Source organism: Bradyrhizobium sp. Bra64, from assembly GCF_024519875.1.
In the GTDB taxonomy this organism is placed as follows: domain Bacteria; phylum Pseudomonadota; class Alphaproteobacteria; order Rhizobiales; family Xanthobacteraceae; genus Bradyrhizobium; species Bradyrhizobium japonicum_G.
In genome coordinates this window covers 856,152-873,736 of record NZ_JALJRD010000001.1, presented here as the reverse complement: position 1 = coordinate 873,736, position 17,585 = coordinate 856,152, and the positions used below count along the sequence as shown (strand labels likewise).

Sequence of the window (17,585 nt, the reverse complement as noted above, 5' to 3'; positions counted from 1 at the left end):
TCACTCCTCCAGTTCGGCGAACATCTTGCCCGCCATTTCTTCGATTTTCATGACCGACTTGTGCATGCGCGCGGCCTCCTTCAGCAGCGCCTCGGCGACCTTGAAATAGACGTCATCGCTCACCGGCTTCGCGCCGGTGGTGATGAACGACATCATCTGCTTTGAGATGTCGGCCGCCTTGGCGAGCTTCGTCAGGCCGCGCGGACCGTACGCTACGACGGCGGCGGCCTTGATGCGGGCGGCGCGCGGCGAGAGCTTCGCCATCACAGCGCCGAATAGTCGAAGCCGTGGACGGCCTCGCGGTTGACGACGAACTCGGCGTGACGGCAGGCCGCGAGCTGAGCGCGCCGCGCGGTGATCGCCCTGAACTCCAGGCCGTTGAAGTCGGCGTCGACGCGGTCATGCAGCGTGGCGACGTACCTGAAGAGCCCCTTCCTGACGGGCGGCGGGACGCTGAAGCGCGCGCGGTTGCCGGCGCGCGCTTGCCTCGGGTTGCGGATCGACATGATTCCCTCCTTTCGGCGCCGCGACGGCGGCGCCCTCTGACGCCCCGAGCCCGGTAGGCCGAAGCCGCCGGGCGTGAGGTCGATGTGACTGCGTTCAGGCGACCGCAGCTTCGCGGATCATGGTGGCAAGAACCTTAGCGTAGGGCCGATCCATCGAAGCGTAGATGCCGGCCCACACGCCGCCCTGCACCTTGCGCTTCTCGACAAGCCTGTCCGCGACGTGGCCGAAGTCGACCATGCAGCAGAAGGCGCAGAGCAGATTGAACTGCGCTTGCGAGAGCATGGCCGCGCCGCTCGCGGCGTCTACGGCGTCGACGAAGTGCCGCATTCCGCGCAGGGCGCCGTTCCTGGCGATGACGTTCCGGCGGAAGTCGTCGAAGCTGACGGCCCGGTCGAGGACATCGAGCCACGTGGTTTGGTCGTCGGCGCCGGCGACCGGGCCGAGGCTGTTGACGATGGCGCGGGCGATGCCGTTTTCCTTGAACTGGTCGAACGTGAGCATTGCTGACTCCTGTCGCCGGCGACGGCCGGCTCTGACGCCACGAGCCCGGTAGGCCGAAGCCGCCGGGCGTGAGGTGGATGTTAGGTGAGGGCTTAGACTTGGGCCGGGGTAGCCGCTCGTCGGTCGGCGTCCTTGTCCAGTGTGAGGCACTCGCTGCCAACCACGCGGAACATGTCGCGGGAGACGCTCTGCGCCGCGGCCCATTCGAGGACGAACTGCATCGCAGTCGCGAGGTCCTTGATAGTGCCGTCGATCGTGCCGATCGGGATGGCGCGATGTAGGCTGGCCAAGCGGCGAACGCGCGCGACGATAAGGTCGGCGTCGCCCTCGTCATAGAGCAGGTCTAGGCTGATTTTGGCGATCTTTGGCATCAATGCCGTCTCCTCTCGACGTCGCGGTCATCGCGCCGTCAGTAGTAGACAGCATGTCTACCGTTCAGGAGAATGCAATAGATAATTTGTTGACAGGATTGAAGAATCAGGCGCGCGAAGAATCCTTAGCTTCCCATCGATGGTTAATTTGCCTGCTATAGTAGGCATTTCGGAGAACGAAGCGCGAAAATGCCCAATATACTGGGCAATCGGCGCGGCCGCTCTCCACGATATCAACAGGGCGGATTCGTGTTGCATCACGGCCGCGGCCCTGTAGCCTGCGCTGCTGCTGGGGGGAAGTAGTGCCATGGACGAAAAGAAGCTGCCGCGGGCCAGGATTCGCGATGGCGGGAAGCTCGAGGTCGAGGGGGACAAGCACGCCTTCATCCAGGGCATGATCCGCTCGTTTTCGATCGAGGTTCACGACGTCACCTACCATCGCTACTACGAAGTCTACGAAGAGAAGGCGACGCCGAGCGAGCGCATCAGGGGCACCGCCATCATCGAGAAGGGCGACGCCATCGAGGTCGCTGGCCTGGCGGGCTCACGCACCAATTCGGTGCCGTTCACGCTGCGGCCTGTCGACAAGGAGAAGTATTACTGGACCGCCAGCATCGGCTACCTGCCGTTCGACTGGGAGATCGGCCACGACGCCCAGTTCTATATCGAATGCTACGTGCCGAAGGATGCCTTCGACGACCTCGAGCGCGCCTACTCGTCCGGGCGGGTCACGGTCCTGACGCTGCTGCTCGACACCACGCTATGGGTTCACGAATTCGATTGGCACACGCCGCCCAGCGGCGACGTGGTCGGGTACATGGTCCCCGAGGTCGAGAGGCAATCGGACTCGCCGCAGCATGAGACCGGCAAGATCACCCAGCTCGGCTGGCAGGAGGTGCCGCCGCTGCGATCGAGGCCACCGAGACCTCCGGGCGAGACGCCGAAGGAGGATCATCCCGCTTACAAGCTGGGGCAGCAGCTCGCGCAAGACACGATCCGCGCGGCGATGGATGAGTCCGGCGGCCCGCCACCGATCCCGCAGAAGAAGGCATCGTCCTGGGGCGTCAAGCTCGCTTGGGCAGTCGGAATCCTCCTCGCGATCGTGTTCGTGATCGCGAAGCAGCAGTGATCAGCGCTTGGCGCGCTTCTTCTTGGCCGGCTTGCGCTCGGTCGGCGTGAAGTTGCCGACGTGCAACCAGTCGCGGCCATCGGTGTCGAGATCGCAGCGGAGCATCTCGAGCCGGCCGACGAGGTTGTTGCGGCTGCCCGGAGAGCCGTCGAAGCGCAGCATGTGTCGGCCGCCGATGTCGGAGAACGGCTTCACGGCGCCGATCTGCAGCAAGACGGTCTTTTCCTGATGCCGTCCCATCGCGAGGCCCGCTTCGAACAGGACGTTCGGCCGCGCCTGACCTTGCTGCCGGCCTTCGGTGTTGCGTTCGCTTTTGTCGACGAACACATCCTTGAGCTGCACCAGGTCGTCCGGCGTGAACATCACCAGCACCGCCTGCGCCTGATCCATGACGCGATCGATCACGTCGCCGACGAACGGATTCGCCCCGCGGCGGGCCCGGCGCAGCGCCTGGTCCCATTCGAGCGGTTCGAGCCCGAGCGAGCGCAGGAAAGCGAACATGGATTCCCGCAGCGCGTTGTCGCGCCCGTGCACGACGAAGATCGTCTTGCCTCGCGTCGGTCGCTTCGATTTCTTCGCCGGAGCTGCCGGCCGCCTGGCCGGCTCGGCGGGTGCTGGGGCGGCCTCCGGATCCCGCGGCCGGCCGCCGCCGAGGTGCCCGCGGATCTCCGCCCGCTCCGCCGCGGTCGAGTATTTGTTCAGGTTGATGTCGAGCCTCGCCGCCAGCACCAGCGCGGCATGATGCCGGTCGAGCATGGTCTCGTTGGCGACGCGCGTGATGTGCGGGTAGACCGCCTTCGGCGTGATACGCATGTCGCGCGCAAGGCGATGGATCAGTGCCGGGTTGATGCGTGCCACTAGCGCGCCTTGGCCTTACGGTGGCGGGCGACGTTCACGTAGTTCGTTCCGACGTCGAGGATGCCGGCGATCTCGCGCGCCGAGAAGCCGACGGCGTCGAGCTTGAGCGCGGCCGCGTCCTTGTCGTCGACGTCCTTGGTGTAGATCAGCGCCAGCAGGCCGGCGATCTTGTCGAGCGCCGTCGTGCCGCCAGCCTCGCCGTTCGCCTCAGCGACGGCGGGCCGCGCTTTTCTTGCTGCTTTTTTTGCCATTGCCCTTGTTCCTGCGCTGTCGCTTTAGCTCGGAGACCGATGCCGCCGTAGATCCGGCCGCCTCGGCGGCGTCCTTCGCCGGCAGCCCGAGCGCCTCGAGGAAGTCGACGCGGGCCAGCACGTCTCGGAACTTGTCGCGGTCGCTCTCGGCGGCCTTGGACAGCGCCAGGCGCGCCAGCGCCCTCCCGATCACGGGGAGCCAGGTGGCGAACTCGGGAGCGTCGGCCATGCTGTTACCTGCGGTTGAACGAATCGCGCCCGAATCGTGGCGGTAGCGGTTCCCGATGGCAACCCGGCAATGTCCGGATAACCGGACTTATCCATCAAAAAGATTTCGAAATCAGGGGCTTGAGTCCTTATCTACGGACTCCAATGGCGGCAGGTAAGCGTAAGAGTTCAGGTCCGAGTGGGTACAACGGCAGGCCGAAACCGGCTGCCGAGCCCGCGAATGTACCCCCGGCCCGACGTAAGAAAATCAGGGCCAAAAGCGATCGCGACCCTGAATTCCTTACCGCCAGACGTAACAAAAATAGGACAGAAGCGGATTCCTGTCCTATTTTCGTTACACCAGAGAGCGCCCTCCCGAAGCCGATGCCCGGATTCATCCCGCCCCAGCTCGCCACGTTGCGGCCCAAGCCGCCCGCCGGCGCCGACTGGATCCATGAGATCAAGTTCGACGGGTACCGCGCCCAGGCCCACGTTTCCGCCGACGGGACCAAGGTCTACACGCGGTCCGGCCTGAACTGGACGAAGCGCTTCCCGACCATCGCCGCCGAGCTGGCCGGCGCCGGCATCGACCAGGCCGTCATCGACGGCGAGATCGTCGTGGTCGTCGGCGAGCGGACCGACTTCGGGGCCCTGCAGGCCGACCTGGCCGCCGGCCGGTACGACAGGATGCTGTTTTACGCCTTCGACCTGCTGCACCTCGACGGCCACGACCTGCGGAAGGTGCCGCTGCGCGAACGCAAGCGGCTGCTGCAGGAGCTGATGCAGCGGCACAAGCTGGCCGCGCCCGTGCTCTACTCCGAGCATATGGATGACGGGGTTTCGATGTTCGCCGGCGCGGAGCGCCTGAACTGGGAAGGCATCGTCTCGAAGCGCGCGGACGCGCCGTACCGATCAGGCGACCGATCGGATAGCTGGCAGAAGATCAAGACCAGCAAGCGCGAGACCTTCCCGATCGTCGGCTTCGTGCCGGCCATGGGCGGCATCGCGGCGCTGCACGTCGCCCGCCGCGACGGCAATAAGCTGACCTACGTCGGCAAGGTCGGCACCGGCTTCACGATGAAGGTCTCGGCCGACCTCCGCCGGCGGCTGGACGCGCTGCCGCCGCCGAAGACGAAGCTGTTCGCGAAGAAGCACATCCGCGCCGTCGAGCCGACGCTGGTCGCCCACGTCGAATATCGCGACATCACCGCGGACGGGTACCTCAGGCACCCGAGCTTCAAGGGGCTGGCGGAGGACTAGAGGGGCAACTCCATCTGCGGATCAGCGGCCCGCTTCGCCCTCTCGATATCGATCATCGCGACTTCCCGGAAGTAGCTCCATGCGCGCGTGCCCGCCGGCGCGCGTATCACGTACGCGTCGGGATCGATGTGGCGTGCGATGCATATCTCGCGGGCGCGGGCCTCCACGGCATCGGACATCACGCCCTCCCGCTCTTGAACCGGCCGTCCTTGCCGCGCGTCCGCGGCGGCTTGCGCCCGAGCAGGCGCAGCGTGGCGGCGTCGACGGTCAGCTCCGGATGCCGGAGCATGACGGACAGGGCGTCGGTGAGGTGGCGCTGCAGCTCGGAGAGCGGGTCGATGTAGGCAACGCGATCCATGATCGGCCGCAGGGACGAAGACCCGTCCACGTTGCGCACTACCTCGCATTCGATCTGGTTGTTGCTTTCGTCGATCGGCGTCCACGTACCGTCGCCATTCTCATTGAACGCCAGGGTCCAGCCGAGGCCGCCGTACGCCCGCCGCCTCCGGCGCCCGTCGACGATCAGCGCGACGCCGAGCGACAGCAGCGCGGCCGCCAGCAGCAGACCGATCGACGCCACGGCGTCGGACTGCGTCAGCACGCGCCGGATCGGAAGGATGGTCGCCGTCACGAAGCCGGCGACGGCGATTGAGACGAGAGCGGCGGCGAACATCGCGACGCGCTCGGAGATGGTGTGGGTGGCGGTCATGCGGGCTCCTTCGGGTTGATGTTTGAGAGCACCGCGAGGATCATTTTGTGCTCCATTGCGCTCGGATGCCGGAGCGCGCCTGGGTAGTCCCTCACGGCGATCTCTCCAACGGAAGCAAACCTTGCTACCTCGAATGGCAGCTTGCCGGTCGAGTTGAGACGGTCGACGAGTTCTTGCGACACCGGCCTGAAGCGTGCCGCATCAACGGCCGCTGCCAACGCGATCAGGTCGACGTTGCCGTCCACCAAGAAGAACTTGGGGTCATCGGTCGGCTCACCGTCTTCGCCGAGGCGAATAAAAACCTCGCCATCCTTGTCCTGGCGCTTAAGCTCTTCGATGATGACGTCGATCGTCTTCATTTCGCCTCCTCCGGGTTCTGCACCCGCTGCTCGAAAACGAATCCCTTTTCCTTGGCGCGGGCGACGGACGAGAAGCCCGCACGGATGAACTCGACGGTCTGCGTGGACTCGACGCCGGTGCCGGTCACCAGCACGATCTCGCGGCCCGAGCCGTCGGTACGCGAGACCCACCAGTAGCCGCGGTCGATGGCGGGGGCGCTCACGGCTTCACTCCATCGTTGTCGAGATCATCGCCGCCCTCGGGATCCACGCGCGGAGGCAGCGTCGCCATGTAGGCCTTGATCTGGTTGAGCCTGAGTGGCGCCGGACCAAACACGTCGACGCCGATGTCGCAGCTCTGCTGGTTGCCGGGGATCTTTCCGTGATGATGGCCGTAGAGTTGGAGTGTCGTCGGCTTGCGAGAACCAGGCCATGACAGCATCGGATAGTGACAGAGCACCAGCTTCGTCGATTCCACGCTGACGTACGCGATGTCCTTGACGTGGGCCCATGGCAAGGCCTGCGTCTCGGGCCCATCATGGTTGCCGATTACAAGCGTCTTGCGGCCCGGCAAGGAATCGAACAGCCGGCGCAGGGCGGCCGGATCGGCGCGATGAGCGAAGTCGCCAAGGCAGATGATGTCGTCGTCCTTCTTCACCATCGCCCGCCAGGACGCAGCCATCGCCTCGATCATTTCGCGGCCGTTGGCGAAGGGTCGGGTCTTGGGGCACATGCGGATGATGCCGTCAGGCTTGTCCGGCGAGGCGTGGAAGAAGTGGGGATCTGAAATGAACCAGGTCGTCACTGAACACTCCCCTTGTCCTCGAACCACATCGCCTTGGCCGCCGCGAAGTCCGACGGGTTGACGTGCATGTCGGTGTCGTCGTCGCCGGCGCCGGCTTCGTAAATCAGCTCCGCGAGCCTGCAGAGCAGGACTTCTCCGGGCTGCATGACGAGCACGTGGCCCTCGGCGATCTGGTCGTTCGAATGCAGCCTCACAGCCCAGCCCTCCGTCGTGCGTCCGCGATGATCCAGCGCTTCACGTGCGGCATGGTGTTAGGATGCGCCCGCAGCTCCTCTCCAACGACGAGAGCGTGGCTGATGAGGACCAGCGCCTCGATGGTCGGCGCGATTGCGATCAGAGCCTCGTCCTTGCGGATCTCGACGCGGCCGCGCGGGAACGTGGGGTCGGCAATCCTTCTCGGCGCCAAACGCGCGCTCATACTCGCGCCACGCCTGCTCGCGCTCGGCGTCGGTCATCTCGCTCCAGCGCACGATGACGTCGCCCTCTACGCCGCGCGTGACGACGTAGAGGGGGTCGTCGATGTCGGGCGCGGCGGCCACGGTCAGCCAGCGATGGCGGAGGTCGCGGCGCCGGCCGCGGCGACGTCGGTCGACGTCATGCGCTCGTCGAGCTTAGCCTCGACGGCGGCGATCTCGGCCTTGGCTTGGGACTCGATCATCTTGAGGTGCTCCACCACGTAGTGGGCGACGTTGGTGGCCGCGCTTCGTGCGTAGTCGAGAAGATGGCTCGTCTCTGTGCTGAGCCTGAGTTGCTCGATGTGTTGGATCAGTTCCGAGACCTTCGCATTCACGGTCTCGACGGTCGGAGCGGTCAGGTCGACGCCGGCCGACATCGCGCCGGCGGCAAGGTTCTCTTTGTCTGCGTCCGTCATGGGTGCCTCTCCCGTCTGGAAATCGGTCGAATGCTTAAAAAGCCATCGACCATCTTAATTTCGTTACCATCTTGTCGTGCGAATGTCAACTATGTCGGACAATTAGTGTCCGGACGAGTCCTTCAGCAAGCGAGGTAGCGACAATGGCAGGCGACAGTCACACCGGTTTCAACAGCGTCGCGTTCACCGCCGGCGCCCTCACCGGCGCAGGCCTCCTGGCCGGCGCCCTGGTCAGCGGCATGCAAGCCGTCGTGCAGGCCAACCGTGCGGCGTGCGAGCGCTGGACGCACGACGAGCTGAAGACCGCGTTTAACCTCAGCGAGCTGCTGCGCTACAAGAAGTGCGAGGAGCTAGCCGAGGCGAAGGCCGAGAACGCCGAGCTGCAGGCGGAGAACGCGAAGCTCCGCCTGCTCCTCAGGTCGGCGACGGTGCGTCGCGCAGCCCCATCGCGATAGACAAGAAGCCCGGCGGCTCCGCGAATACCGGCGCCGCCGGCGGCCACGCCGACACCGCCTCCAGGCGCTGCACGGGGCGCACGCCCTGGATGGAGCGAATGCCCTCGATATGCGCGGAAACCGCTTCTTTTCCAGCGCAAACGATCTCGGCGCACTCCTCACGCAGCAGGCCGGGGAGCCAGTTGGAGACCGCGCGCGAGACCCTGGGCGGCGTCGGCGCAGGCAGCGGGTGGCCGGCGAGCATGCTGTCGGCGCACCACGCCGAGATGATCGCAGCCATCGTCTCGGCGTCTCGGCGCGTGCGGTCTTCCGTCTCGTCTAGCTCAGCCCGCAGGCTCTGCACCAGCTCGCTCGAGCCGGGCTCCGGCGGCGTCTCGATCGAGCCGCCGAGCAGCACGGCGAACAGGCGCCCGGGGATCGAAAGCACCTGGCGGATGACGGCGAACGCGCTCCGCAGCGCGGCACCGATGGACGAAAAGATGGATCGCAGCATGGTCTCCTCCGTGTTTTCCCGCCCCCATGGAAAGGCCGGGGCCCGCAATTGTCAAAACGGAAGGATTCGGAGCCCCGGTTGACAAATGCCGGCGGCCGGACGCATAATGTCCGCCATACGCATCTGTTGTTATCCGTTCGCAAGGAATCGCAAGCAGTGCAGAAGCCCATGAAATCAACGCTTCCCCAGCGCATCGAGATCGTCGGATCGTCGCTCTACGGCGCCGGCCGCGGCTGGACGACCGCGCTCGCCCGGGGTCTGAAGATGTCTCGGAGCCAGCTCTTCGAGTACCGGATCGGCCGCGGCAAGCGGGACAGGGACCTCGACGGCGAGATGCTCGATCTCATCGACCGCGAGCGCGACGCCAACTCGGCCCGTGGCATGGCGCTGACCAAGCTGCGCCACCGCCTCCTCGCCCTGCGCAAGGGAGGCGTCGATGCAGCTTGATCTCCTCGAATGGAGCGTCCCGGCCGTCGTCGCGCCGAACGCGAAGGCCCCGTGGAGCGAGGCCGACATCGACGAGCTGACCGATCTCTATGCGGAGACCGGCAGCAATGTTCGCGCCATCGCGGCGAAGATGGGCCGTTCGACGACGGCGATCTGGACGAAGGCCAGCTATCTCGGCCTCGCCGTCACGGGCAACGACGTCAAGCTGCGCCGGTGCCTCGGCGACGGCTGCGGCAAGATGTTCATGAGCCCCGACAAGGGCTCCGTATCTGCAGCCGCTGCAAGATGAACCGTCATCTTCCCTGGGGGGCGTTCTGATGTCCGACGTGATCAATCTCGACAAACCATCGCAAGCCGGAGGCTGCCGTCGTTCGTGCGATCGCACGCTGACCGTTTTCGGCCGCGAGTACAGCATTCGCCGCAGCTTCTTCAGCAGCAACCCGAAGAGCGGCTGGTTCAGCGTACGCAATGCAGCCGGCGAGATCATGTTCGTTCGCTCCGGAGACCTTCCAGATGCGATGATCGTCGAGCTGATCGGCTGCTGGATCGACGGCTACGGCGTCGGCAGGAAGGAAGCGGCGAAGGCCGCAGCGCGCGGCTACACGGGAGATATAGTATGAACCGCCGACGGCAGAACACCGATCTCTGGCACCGCGTGGTCGCTGCGCTGGAGCTGATCTACGGCAAGTCATGGCGCAGGAAGGGCGAGGAGTTGTTCATGCTCGAGCGCGGAGAACTGCGCCTCGTCGACAACAGCGCGCTCCCGGATAACGCCGTCGCCATCACCGAGGACATGGTCGCGTGGGCCATGCACGACCGTGCCGCCGCGCTCCGCGGGGAGGCCGACGCGCTCGAGCGCGCCGCCCGCAAGTTCGAGTCCGAGAGCGCAGACCGTCGCTTCGAGGTCCGGCTGGCCGCGAGGAAGGTGTACGAAGACGAGGTCGAGGCACTCGTCCAGGAGGCGCTGTTCCTGGCGCTCCGCCCCAACAAGGAGGCCGCATAGCATGGTCGGAGGATTCCCGCAGCGCCGGCCCGCGCCGGCGAAGGTCGTAGAGGTGCCGACGGTCTCCGCAGATGACGAGGATGGCCGACGGCGCATCACCGCGCCGCTGACCCCGGCGCCGACCAGGCCGCCGCCGTCGTTCGCGCGGCCTCTTCCGCCGATGCCCAGCGCCCCGAGGCCCGGTGGCCTGCCGCCGCGGCCCTTGGCGCCGGTCAAGCCGACGACGAAGCGCGAAGGCCCGCTGCCGCCGCTGAAGGCTGCGCCGCCGGCGCCGACCGCCGTCAAGCGCCCGCCACCGCCGACGTACGTGCGCAAGCCGGCGCCGCAGTACCTCGACCCGGAGAGCATCCCGTACGATCCGCCGAAGCGGTGGCGCTGATGGAAGAGCTGGCATGAAGCTTTGGCACGACAGCGAACAGCTCGCGAAGCTGGAGAACTCGGACTCGAAGACCGCTCGCTTGTTACTAGGCGACGATTGGCGACCGCTGTCGGAATACGTCTACGATCGCCGGTACGTCTATGCCGCAGCGATCAACACATACTTCAACTACCGCTGCGTGATCGCCCGCGGCGGGAAGTACGAAACATCCTTCTGGTGGACTCCGGACAACAAGGAAGAGCCGATCCTGGGAATGGCGGGGCTATCGGTGACGCACTGGAAGCCGCTCCCGGAAGGCGTAGACGCATACAACCCGCTGCCGCACTGGGAAGAGCTCACGGGCCACCCGTGGCTGGATCGTAAACTGCGCGAGCCGGAGCCAGAGTATGAGCCGGCTTCGCCGACCGAGCGCCTGATCCCGAGCGCTCGCGCCCTCCTGGTGGCGATGCGCGCCGGCGCCGTGCTGCGCGAGCGCGGCCGCGACTGGTCGTCGTTCACGCTGGCCCATCCAGGCGGTGCGCCGGAGAAGGTTACGGCCAGGCCGATCCGGCCGCTGCTCGAGTGCGTCTTCATCGCCCGCAACGGCACGCTGCCGCCGCGCAAGGATCGCTGGTACGAATTCGAGTGGAAGATCACCGAACACGGCCACGCCTGGCTGGCGGCGAACGCGCCGACGTGAGATCCAAATCGTTCGTTACCCGAGCTAGGTAGTAACGGGGGGCGTCGCCAATAATGGCATCACGGGTGACGGCATCACCGGTGACGCCCCAAGGCATCGAACGGCAGAATGCGGGTAAGATACCGTGCGATAATGGGAAGCTAAATCAGGTTCCCTTCCAGGGATCCAGGCGCAAGCAGCCGGCGGGATGTGACATTCTTGGGTCACGATCGCGCTCCTGACCCAAGAATGTCACATCCCGCGCGCCGGAGCCCGCAGAACATCCCTTACGGCTGCAGAAAAAGCATGATTCCGGATGACGCCGGCAGAGAAAGCCTGATTCCGTGCTGCCCGCGGAGAACGGATCGAATCGGGGTTCCCACGCAGAAAACGCATTTGTCTCGCAGAAACGGGATTGGATCAGGGGTCCCCTGCAGAAAACGGATTAGCGGCCGGCGCCCTCCAGCAGGCGCATCGCGCGGTGGACGATCCGCCGACTTCAAGGCCATTCTCCCGCCTGGCTTCTCCCTGCGGAAACCGCCGGCGCCGCCGTCGATCGACAAGGAGATCCAGGCTGGGACCTCCTACTTCTCACCAACTCAGATTGACAAGCGGATGCGATGATTTTGCAATTCTAGATGCATCGACTTGCCTTTCGTCTGATCAAGAGCGACGCTACTCGGACCAGCCCCTTGGGAAGCAACATGAGAGCATCAAATCATCCCTGTGATCGCTTGTTATCAGATGCAGTTGCTGCTTTCGAGCGTATCGCGAGCGGTAAGCCCGCAAACTGCGCGAAAGAGGTCACTGACGCACTTATCAAATACGACTTAATTCAACCGACCGTTCGGGTGGTCGGGCGAGACTCCTTAGGGCTGGTTCTGCGACATGGGCATTCGTTGATGCCTGACGTCGAAAAGCAGTGGATGTTGTTGCGAAGTAATGGCGCCGAACAAGGACTTTAAGCACCTTTGCTTGCACGACAGCTGCAGCGGCGGCCCGGCTACGAAATCGACGTCGAGAAGGTGCTGCGGGCCTGCGCCACGCACGACGTGGTCGTCGAGATCAACGCCCACCCATGGCGGCTCGACCTTGACTGGCGCTGGCACCAAGCGGCGCTCGAGTTCGGCTGCATGTTGAGCATCAATCCGGACGCGCACTCGATCCCCGAACTCGACCACATGCACTGGGGCGTCCTGATGGCCCGGAAGGGCGGCGTCCCTGCCGACCGGGTCCTCAACGCGATGACGCTTCCGGAGATCACGCGCTACTTTCGCCAGAAGCGGCGCTCGCTCGCCCGCGCCGCCTGATGCCGCAGGCGCACGATCTCTCGCTTGAGGGAAAGGTGGCGGCGGTCGCCGCCGACCCTGGGCACCACTTCAGCAAACCAGTCCAGAACCGCATCGTTCTGGTGGAAGGCCACGGCGTCCAAGGCGACGCCCACGCCGGCCCTTTCGTCCGACACCGCTATCTCGCCCGCCGCAGGCCACGCCTACCCAATCTCCGGCAGGTCCACCTGATCCCGGCCGAGCTCTTTGCGTCCCTCTCGGAAGCCGGCTTCGAAGTCGCAGCCGGGGACATGGGTGAGAACATCACAACGACTGGCCTCGACTTGGAGCGGATGCCGCTCGGCAGCTTCATCGAGTTGGGTCCCTCGGCAATCGTCGAGCTGACCGGTCTCCGGACACCCTGTGTCCTCATCGACCGCTTCCGGGCCGGCCTGAAGCGACAGATGCTCTCGTCGGCGGAAACGGGCCCTCCGTTCAAATCCGGGGTGCTGGGCGTGGTCCGGGCCGGGGGAGCGGTCGTGGCCGGCGACAGCGCGCGGGTTCGCCTTCCATCCTCCTCGTTTCGGCCGTTGCCGGCCATGTAGAGAGCCCTGCCATGGCCCGAAAATCGACCTTGCCTTACCGCCTACAGCCCATGCTGGCCACGCTGACGGATGCGCCGTTCGACGATCCTGGGTGGGTCTTCGAGGACAAATTCGATGGTTTCCGCATGGTCGCGGAAATCCGGCGTGGTCGGGTCGCACTCCACAGCCGCACTCCTATGTGGAGGTCGCGAAAGCACTCGAGGGCGTGAAGACGGATGCCGTGATCGATGGCGAGCTCGTCGCGATCGGCAAGGACGGCGCATCCCATTTCCAGTTGCTTCAGAACGCCCTGCGCCATGAGGCCAAGCTCTTGTACTGCGCGTTCGACCTCATGTTCGCAGATGGTGAGGACCTGCGCGCGCTGCCGCTCCTCGAGCGCAAGAAGCGGCTGAAAGCCATCCTGCCGCGCCACAAGCTGATCGCGTTCAGCAACCACCGCAAAGGCAACGGAACGAAGTTCTTCGCAGAAGCAGAGCGGAGACATCTCGAAGGCATCATGGCCAAGCGGACCGACAGCCAGTATGCGTCCGGACGCCGGACCGCCGATTGGCTGAAGGTGAAGACTGCGCAGCGGCAGGAGGTCGTGATCGCCGGCTTCACGGCGCCGAGGCGGACCCGGCCCTTCTTCGGCGCCATGGTGTTGGCAGTGCGTGAAGGCGATGGGTGGCGGTACATCGGCCACGTCGGCACCGGCTTCAGCCACCAGGTTCTCGAAGAGCTTCACGGCAAGCTCATGAGGCTCAAGACAGCCAAGTCGCCCTTTCCTGTCAAGGTGAAGGACGAGGGCGTCACTACCTGGGTGCGTCCTTCGTTGGTCGCGGAAGTGAAGTTCGCCGAGTGGACCAGCAAGGGCGAGCTGCGCCAGCCGGTCTATCTCGGCCTGCGGTCTGACAAGAAGGCCAAGGATGTGGTTCGCGAGAAGAGTTGGTCGCGCAAATAGCGCCGCCGAGAAGAGACGTCCGACGGGGTCAGCCTGCTTCGCGCTCGGTTGCAGAAGGCCACGGCGGCAGGTGCGGCAACCCGAGAGCCTTGCGTACAGGTCCGAACGACCGACGGTGAGCTGCGCATGCACCAAGCCTGGCGAGCGCCTCATAGTGAGCTGGCACCGGGTAGCCCTTATGATCCGCGAAGCCGTAGCCGGGGTGACGCTCGTCAAGCGTCCGCATGACCGCGTCGCGCTCGACTTTTGCGAGGATGGAGGCGGCAGCGATGCTGGCGGACTTGGCGTCGCCCTTGATGATGGCCTGCTGCGGGATGTCGATTTCCTTCAACCGCTTCGCGTCGATCAGCAAGTGCTGCGGCGTCGATCCCAGTCCCCTGACCGCGCGCTGCATGGCCTGAATGCCCGCCCAATAGATGTTGATCGTGTCGATCTCCTCGACTTCGGCGAACGCCACACACCAACTCTCTGCCTTCGCCTTGATCTCCACCGCGAGTTCCTCGCGAGCCGCAGCGTCCACTTTCTTCGAGTCGTCGATTCCAACTATCCGCGTGCCGGGCTTCAGGATCACGGCGCCGGCGGCGACCGGCCCGGCGAGAGGGCTCATTCCGGCCTCGTCCACGCCTGCCACGGCATGAAGGCCGCTCTCCCAGAGAGAGGTTTCGAAGCTGAGCATCTTGCGGAGGCGCTGCCCTTCCGACCTGTTTTCGAAGCGACGCTTATCGATCGAGGCCAGGATGGCACGGGCTCCCGCGCGGCTGTCGGCGCGCAAGATCTGCTCGACGCTGGCCTCGAGCGGCCTTTTCTCGACGACATAGCGCCGGCGCAGTATCTCGAGTGAATATTGGGACATAACGAGCTTCAAAAGGGACTACCTGTGGGAAGCGTGTCGGTGATCTTTGTGGCGATTGTCTGAATTCAGTCTGTACCGGTCCTCATCGCCTGCGCAGCGCCTTGCAGAAGGAACCGAGCCGGCTCTCATCCGACGCCCCGATCTTCTACCCTGCCGAAATTCACATTCAAGCCACAGCCTGAGAACCAACGGGTGCGTTCATCCTTTAGAAATAGCGGAGCCTCGGCCCAGGGTACTTCGCACTCTGGGATCGACCCGAAGTTTTCGATCCCGCCCGGATCACAGCTTCATGCCGCTCCTCGGTGATGCCACGGCTGCTGATCGTCGCCGCTCCGCAATCTTCAGTCCGGCGGAAACCGACGCGGGCGGATCGACCGACCATCGAATGATACAGACGTTCTCAACCTCTGTGGTACGTATCCGTCGTCCAAGGGCGGATAGGCCGAGCCGGTTGCGCCAATTGGCCTGGTTGGACTGCCGAAGACCGCGACGCCTTTTGTGGCGTCATCCCTTGGGCAGTCCCAAGTCTTCGACGACTCGCCCGCAGATTTCCTGCGGCTCCTTGAGCCCGGTCTGCCCGATCTCAATGATCTTCTTGGCGATCATCTGAGTGAGAGGGTCGTCGCGATCCTTGAGGCCGATGGTGCCTAGCGCCTGTTCGTAGGCTTTGGATAGACGCGCGATCTCTTCGGGCCCAAGGGGCGAGTTTTGCAGATCCGGTAGATGGCCATTGATTGCCCCCCTAGGCCAGCGAGGTCCGCAATACGACGGGAAACTTCGCTGCGCCCGGAGGAACGTTAGCACGCATGCCAAGTTTTCCTGAAGCCCCTGCCCCAAGGGGCGAACCCCGAACTGGCCCCAGCTCAAGTCCCCCTGCCCCCGAGCTGGGGCCTTCATTCGCTCGAAGCGCCGGTTAAACGCATCCTACCGCGAGGTTCTGTCTGCGGTGGCTGAATCATGGCCGCCGAGCAGCTTCAGCGCGGTCTCGATCTTGCCGAGAAGGGCCTGGATCTCGGTGCTCTCGTTCAGGCAGGGATCGGCCGCGAGTCGAGCCCGCAACTGCTCTTTCTGATCCAATAGCCTTGCAACAGCAGACATCTCAACACCGCCATAGGATATCCGTGTCGAAAGGGCCGCTTGGAGAGCGGCCCTTCACTAATCACCAGCTCCGGGTGCCGAAGCTGAACCCGATGCTCGGACCACCGCCGTAGTAGCCGTAGCCGCGGTCGTAGTATCCGGGACCGCCGCCATAGTAGCCGTAGCTCCGGCGGACCACGTAGCCGTCGTCCCCGTCGTAGTAGCGCTGGACATAGCGGGGTCCGCGGGTCCGGTAGCAGCGGCCATACTCGTTACAGACGAGCCGGACCTGCTCGGTGCTACCGAGCTCGGCCGACGCGATGGCCGCAGGCGCGAGCGGGGCCGCATTCGCGGACGCCGCCATCAGGGTCGCCGTGAGCGCTCCCAACACAATGGTCTTCATGGTTGTTCTCCTTCGGTTGCGAGATCAATCGATCTCTTCGATGATGCGACGCTCACGGGGCTCGACGATGTAGGTGCGGCTGTCCCGGTTGATGTACCGGTACTCGCGAAGGGTCGGAGCATCCCGATAGACCTCCTCGGGGAAGGCCTCGATCTCCACGCCCTCGGGCACGCGCTCGCCGGTCCGGATCTCGGTCCGGACCGAGCTGCCGGTGGTCACCCGCTTCTCGCGCTCGACGGGGCGCGCCTTGGCGTGCTTGCGCACGACCTCGCGATCGCGGTCGCTGAACGTCACCTTGCGCTGCTCGGTGCGCGCCGGCGCCGCCGCCGTCGAACGGCCGGAATACGGCAGGACCGTCACGATCTTGTAGGTCGAGGGCTCGATGATCACGATCTCGTCCTTCACCAGCACGAAGTTGTAGCCCCGATACTGCGGCACGATCTCGACGACCTCTGCCGGCAGCGGCTGCAGGCGGATGTCGCGGGGGACGACGGTGCCCACCGACAGGGAGAAGTTCACGTTGGTGAGCGGCTGCACGTTCAGGTGTGAGATTGACGCGCTGATGCGGGTCCGCTGCTGGTCGTTGATGTTCACAGACGCGTTGACGTTGGTGTTCGACGAACGATCCGCCGTGTTCTGCTGATTGCTCGGCTGCTGGGCGGTGTTGGTCGAGCCGCTACCAGAGGGCGATTGCGCCTGGTTGTTGGTCGAGGACGGCGGATTGGCGCTCTGCGTCTGGTTGTTCGTGTTCGAAGGAGTATTGGTCTGCGCCTGGTTGGACGGCGTCGTGGACTGGTTCGACGGCTGATTGGTCTGGGCCTGGTTCGTCGAGTTGCCCGAGGCGGGCGCCTGCGTGGTGTTGGTGCCTGTCCCGGAATTGGACGGCTGGCTACCGGCGGTCGGGCCGGTCGACGACGGAGACTGGGTCTGAGCCGAGTTGCTCGAAGGATTGGTCTGAGCCGAGCCTGACGAATTCGACGGCGTCGACGTCGAAGAGGACGGCGTCGATGTGGAGTCCTTCTGCTGCTGCGTCGCGGACGGGGTGGAGCTCGACGTGCTCGGCGAAGATTGAGCGAAGGCCGAGGTCGCGATCGCGACGGCAGCGGTCGTGGCCAAGAATAAACGCTTGTTCATCTCTGAAACCTCCTAAAAGCAGACGTCGGTTAACCCGAAGGGCCGGTCTCGGTTCCGTTTCGG

The 17,585-nt window shown here is 64.9% G+C and carries 31 protein-coding genes and 2 pseudogenes; 12 read left to right on the top strand and 21 right to left on the bottom strand.

The features are described 5' to 3' along the window. The 4 genes from NR187_RS04210 to NR187_RS04195 form a co-directional block, all read right to left on the bottom strand. On the bottom strand, positions 1-264 hold the full coding sequence (locus NR187_RS04210; RefSeq protein WP_256805804.1) for a hypothetical protein: 264 nt from the start codon (positions 262-264) through the stop codon (positions 1-3). Then, positions 264-506, bottom strand: coding sequence for a hypothetical protein (locus NR187_RS04205; protein WP_256805803.1), 243 nt, complete (start codon positions 504-506; stop codon positions 264-266). Before NR187_RS04205 ends, NR187_RS04210 begins: the two co-directional genes overlap by 1 nt. A 94-nt stretch (positions 507-600) precedes the next feature. Next, positions 601-1,008 (bottom strand): hypothetical protein, encoded by a 408-nt coding sequence (locus tag NR187_RS04200; RefSeq protein WP_256805802.1) that lies wholly within the window; start codon positions 1,006-1,008, stop codon positions 601-603. 92 nt (positions 1,009-1,100) lie between these two features. Next, positions 1,101-1,379, bottom strand: a complete 279-nt coding sequence (locus NR187_RS04195) for a hypothetical protein (protein ID WP_256805801.1) — start codon at positions 1,377-1,379, stop codon at positions 1,101-1,103. A 307-nt stretch (positions 1,380-1,686) separates the two neighbouring features. Between NR187_RS04195 and NR187_RS04190 the strand changes: the two genes are divergently transcribed. Beyond that, the gene (locus NR187_RS04190; RefSeq protein WP_256805800.1) at positions 1,687-2,508 is read left to right on the top strand and encodes a hypothetical protein; all 822 of its coding nucleotides are present in this window, start codon (positions 1,687-1,689) and stop codon (positions 2,506-2,508) included. On the opposite strand, the gene NR187_RS04185 is transcribed toward NR187_RS04190, so the two are convergent. From NR187_RS04185 to NR187_RS04175, 3 genes are read right to left on the bottom strand one after another with little or no spacing between them, the layout of a single operon-like run. Beyond that, positions 2,509-3,366, bottom strand: coding sequence for a nucleotide-binding protein (locus tag NR187_RS04185; RefSeq protein ID WP_256805798.1), 858 nt, complete (start codon positions 3,364-3,366; stop codon positions 2,509-2,511). Further along, positions 3,366-3,617 carry a hypothetical protein gene (locus tag NR187_RS04180; protein ID WP_256805797.1) on the bottom strand — a complete coding sequence of 84 codons (252 nt, stop codon included), beginning with the start codon at positions 3,615-3,617 and terminating at the stop codon, positions 3,366-3,368. The genes NR187_RS04185 and NR187_RS04180 overlap by 1 nt, the downstream gene beginning before the upstream one ends. Next, positions 3,574-3,846, bottom strand: a complete 273-nt coding sequence (locus NR187_RS04175; RefSeq protein ID WP_256805796.1) for a hypothetical protein — start codon at positions 3,844-3,846, stop codon at positions 3,574-3,576. The genes NR187_RS04180 and NR187_RS04175 overlap by 44 nt, the downstream gene beginning before the upstream one ends. A gap of 362 nt (positions 3,847-4,208) precedes the next feature. Here NR187_RS04175 and ligD (NR187_RS04170) point away from each other — a divergent pair, with 362 nt between their 5' ends. Then, complete coding sequence (ligD, locus tag NR187_RS04170; RefSeq protein WP_256805795.1) at positions 4,209-5,084, top strand: non-homologous end-joining DNA ligase; 876 nt, start codon at positions 4,209-4,211, stop codon at positions 5,082-5,084. On the opposite strand, the gene NR187_RS04165 is transcribed toward ligD (NR187_RS04170), so the two are convergent. The 8 genes from NR187_RS04165 to NR187_RS04130 form a co-directional block, all read right to left on the bottom strand. Further along, positions 5,081-5,263, bottom strand: coding sequence for a hypothetical protein (locus NR187_RS04165; RefSeq protein ID WP_256805794.1), 183 nt, complete (start codon positions 5,261-5,263; stop codon positions 5,081-5,083). The genes ligD (NR187_RS04170) and NR187_RS04165 overlap by 4 nt on opposite strands. After that, positions 5,263-5,793, bottom strand: a complete 531-nt coding sequence (locus NR187_RS04160) for a hypothetical protein (protein ID WP_256805793.1) — start codon at positions 5,791-5,793, stop codon at positions 5,263-5,265. Before NR187_RS04160 ends, NR187_RS04165 begins: the two co-directional genes overlap by 1 nt. Beyond that, the gene (locus NR187_RS04155; RefSeq protein WP_256805792.1) at positions 5,790-6,152 is read right to left on the bottom strand and encodes a hypothetical protein; all 363 of its coding nucleotides are present in this window, start codon (positions 6,150-6,152) and stop codon (positions 5,790-5,792) included. Before NR187_RS04155 ends, NR187_RS04160 begins: the two co-directional genes overlap by 4 nt. Next, complete coding sequence (locus tag NR187_RS04150) at positions 6,149-6,355, bottom strand: hypothetical protein (RefSeq protein WP_256805791.1); 207 nt, start codon at positions 6,353-6,355, stop codon at positions 6,149-6,151. The genes NR187_RS04155 and NR187_RS04150 overlap by 4 nt, the downstream gene beginning before the upstream one ends. Further along, entirely contained in the window at positions 6,352-6,936 is a 585-nt protein-coding gene (locus NR187_RS04145; protein ID WP_256805790.1) for a metallophosphoesterase, read from the bottom strand. The genes NR187_RS04150 and NR187_RS04145 overlap by 4 nt, the downstream gene beginning before the upstream one ends. Next, complete coding sequence (locus NR187_RS04140; RefSeq protein ID WP_256805789.1) at positions 6,933-7,130, bottom strand: hypothetical protein; 198 nt, start codon at positions 7,128-7,130, stop codon at positions 6,933-6,935. Before NR187_RS04140 ends, NR187_RS04145 begins: the two co-directional genes overlap by 4 nt. Further along, complete coding sequence (locus NR187_RS04135) at positions 7,127-7,354, bottom strand: hypothetical protein (protein WP_256805788.1); 228 nt, start codon at positions 7,352-7,354, stop codon at positions 7,127-7,129. Before NR187_RS04135 ends, NR187_RS04140 begins: the two co-directional genes overlap by 4 nt. Positions 7,355-7,477: 123 nt before the next feature. Beyond that, positions 7,478-7,807: a hypothetical protein gene (locus tag NR187_RS04130; RefSeq protein ID WP_256805787.1), complete on the bottom strand. Its 330-nt coding sequence runs from the start codon at positions 7,805-7,807 to the stop codon at positions 7,478-7,480. A 143-nt stretch (positions 7,808-7,950) separates the two neighbouring features. On the opposite strand from NR187_RS04130, the gene NR187_RS04125 reads away from it, so the two are divergent. Further along, positions 7,951-8,262, top strand: coding sequence for a glucuronate isomerase (locus NR187_RS04125; protein WP_256805786.1), 312 nt, complete (start codon positions 7,951-7,953; stop codon positions 8,260-8,262). On the opposite strand, the gene NR187_RS04120 is transcribed toward NR187_RS04125, so the two are convergent. Beyond that, entirely contained in the window at positions 8,222-8,755 is a 534-nt protein-coding gene (locus NR187_RS04120; RefSeq protein ID WP_256805785.1) for a hypothetical protein, read from the bottom strand. The two genes, NR187_RS04125 and NR187_RS04120, sit on opposite strands and share 41 nt — an antisense overlap. Before the next feature lie 168 nt (positions 8,756-8,923). Between NR187_RS04120 and NR187_RS04115 the strand changes: the two genes are divergently transcribed. From NR187_RS04115 to ligD (NR187_RS04075), 9 genes and pseudogenes are all read left to right on the top strand, one after another. Next, entirely contained in the window at positions 8,924-9,202 is a 279-nt protein-coding gene (locus tag NR187_RS04115) for a hypothetical protein (RefSeq protein ID WP_256805783.1), read from the top strand. After that, positions 9,192-9,491 carry a hypothetical protein gene (locus tag NR187_RS04110; RefSeq protein ID WP_256805782.1) on the top strand — a complete coding sequence of 100 codons (300 nt, stop codon included), beginning with the start codon at positions 9,192-9,194 and terminating at the stop codon, positions 9,489-9,491. Before NR187_RS04115 ends, NR187_RS04110 begins: the two co-directional genes overlap by 11 nt. Positions 9,492-9,519: 28 nt before the next feature. Then, a complete protein-coding gene (locus NR187_RS04105; RefSeq protein WP_256805781.1) occupies positions 9,520-9,822 on the top strand; it encodes a hypothetical protein in 303 nt (100 codons plus the stop codon). Then, positions 9,819-10,205, top strand: coding sequence for a hypothetical protein (locus tag NR187_RS04100; protein ID WP_256805780.1), 387 nt, complete (start codon positions 9,819-9,821; stop codon positions 10,203-10,205). The genes NR187_RS04105 and NR187_RS04100 overlap by 4 nt, the downstream gene beginning before the upstream one ends. A gap of 1 nt (position 10,206) precedes the next feature. After that, complete coding sequence (locus NR187_RS04095; protein WP_256805778.1) at positions 10,207-10,584, top strand: hypothetical protein; 378 nt, start codon at positions 10,207-10,209, stop codon at positions 10,582-10,584. A gap of 13 nt (positions 10,585-10,597) precedes the next feature. Beyond that, positions 10,598-11,263 (top strand): hypothetical protein, encoded by a 666-nt coding sequence (locus tag NR187_RS04090; protein ID WP_256805777.1) that lies wholly within the window; start codon positions 10,598-10,600, stop codon positions 11,261-11,263. Positions 11,264-12,213: 950 nt separating this feature from the next. Next, positions 12,214-12,552, top strand: a pseudogene (locus tag NR187_RS04085) (DNA polymerase/3'-5' exonuclease PolX); the annotation flags it as partial. Next, positions 12,552-13,115, top strand: coding sequence for an MOSC domain-containing protein (locus tag NR187_RS04080; RefSeq protein WP_256805776.1), 564 nt, complete (start codon positions 12,552-12,554; stop codon positions 13,113-13,115). The pseudogene NR187_RS04085 and the gene NR187_RS04080, both read left to right, overlap by 1 nt. A gap of 11 nt (positions 13,116-13,126) precedes the next feature. Next, a pseudogene (gene ligD, locus NR187_RS04075) lies at positions 13,127-14,055 on the top strand (non-homologous end-joining DNA ligase). Between the two features lie 28 nt (positions 14,056-14,083). Here the strand turns inward: ligD (NR187_RS04075) and NR187_RS04070 are convergent. The 5 genes from NR187_RS04070 to NR187_RS04050 form a co-directional block, all read right to left on the bottom strand. Beyond that, positions 14,084-14,908 (bottom strand): ribonuclease HII, encoded by an 825-nt coding sequence (locus tag NR187_RS04070; RefSeq protein WP_256805775.1) that lies wholly within the window; start codon positions 14,906-14,908, stop codon positions 14,084-14,086. 504 nt (positions 14,909-15,412) lie between these two features. Continuing rightward, complete coding sequence (locus NR187_RS04065) at positions 15,413-15,775, bottom strand: hypothetical protein (protein ID WP_256805774.1); 363 nt, start codon at positions 15,773-15,775, stop codon at positions 15,413-15,415. A gap of 57 nt (positions 15,776-15,832) precedes the next feature. After that, entirely contained in the window at positions 15,833-15,967 is a 135-nt protein-coding gene (locus NR187_RS04060; RefSeq protein WP_256805773.1) for a hypothetical protein, read from the bottom strand. Between the two features lie 100 nt (positions 15,968-16,067). After that, the gene (locus NR187_RS04055) at positions 16,068-16,388 is read right to left on the bottom strand and encodes a hypothetical protein (RefSeq protein ID WP_256805772.1); all 321 of its coding nucleotides are present in this window, start codon (positions 16,386-16,388) and stop codon (positions 16,068-16,070) included. 24 nt (positions 16,389-16,412) lie between these two features. Next, positions 16,413-17,522, bottom strand: a complete 1,110-nt coding sequence (locus tag NR187_RS04050) for a DUF1236 domain-containing protein (RefSeq protein ID WP_256805771.1) — start codon at positions 17,520-17,522, stop codon at positions 16,413-16,415. Between the last annotated feature and the right edge of the window lie 63 nt (positions 17,523-17,585).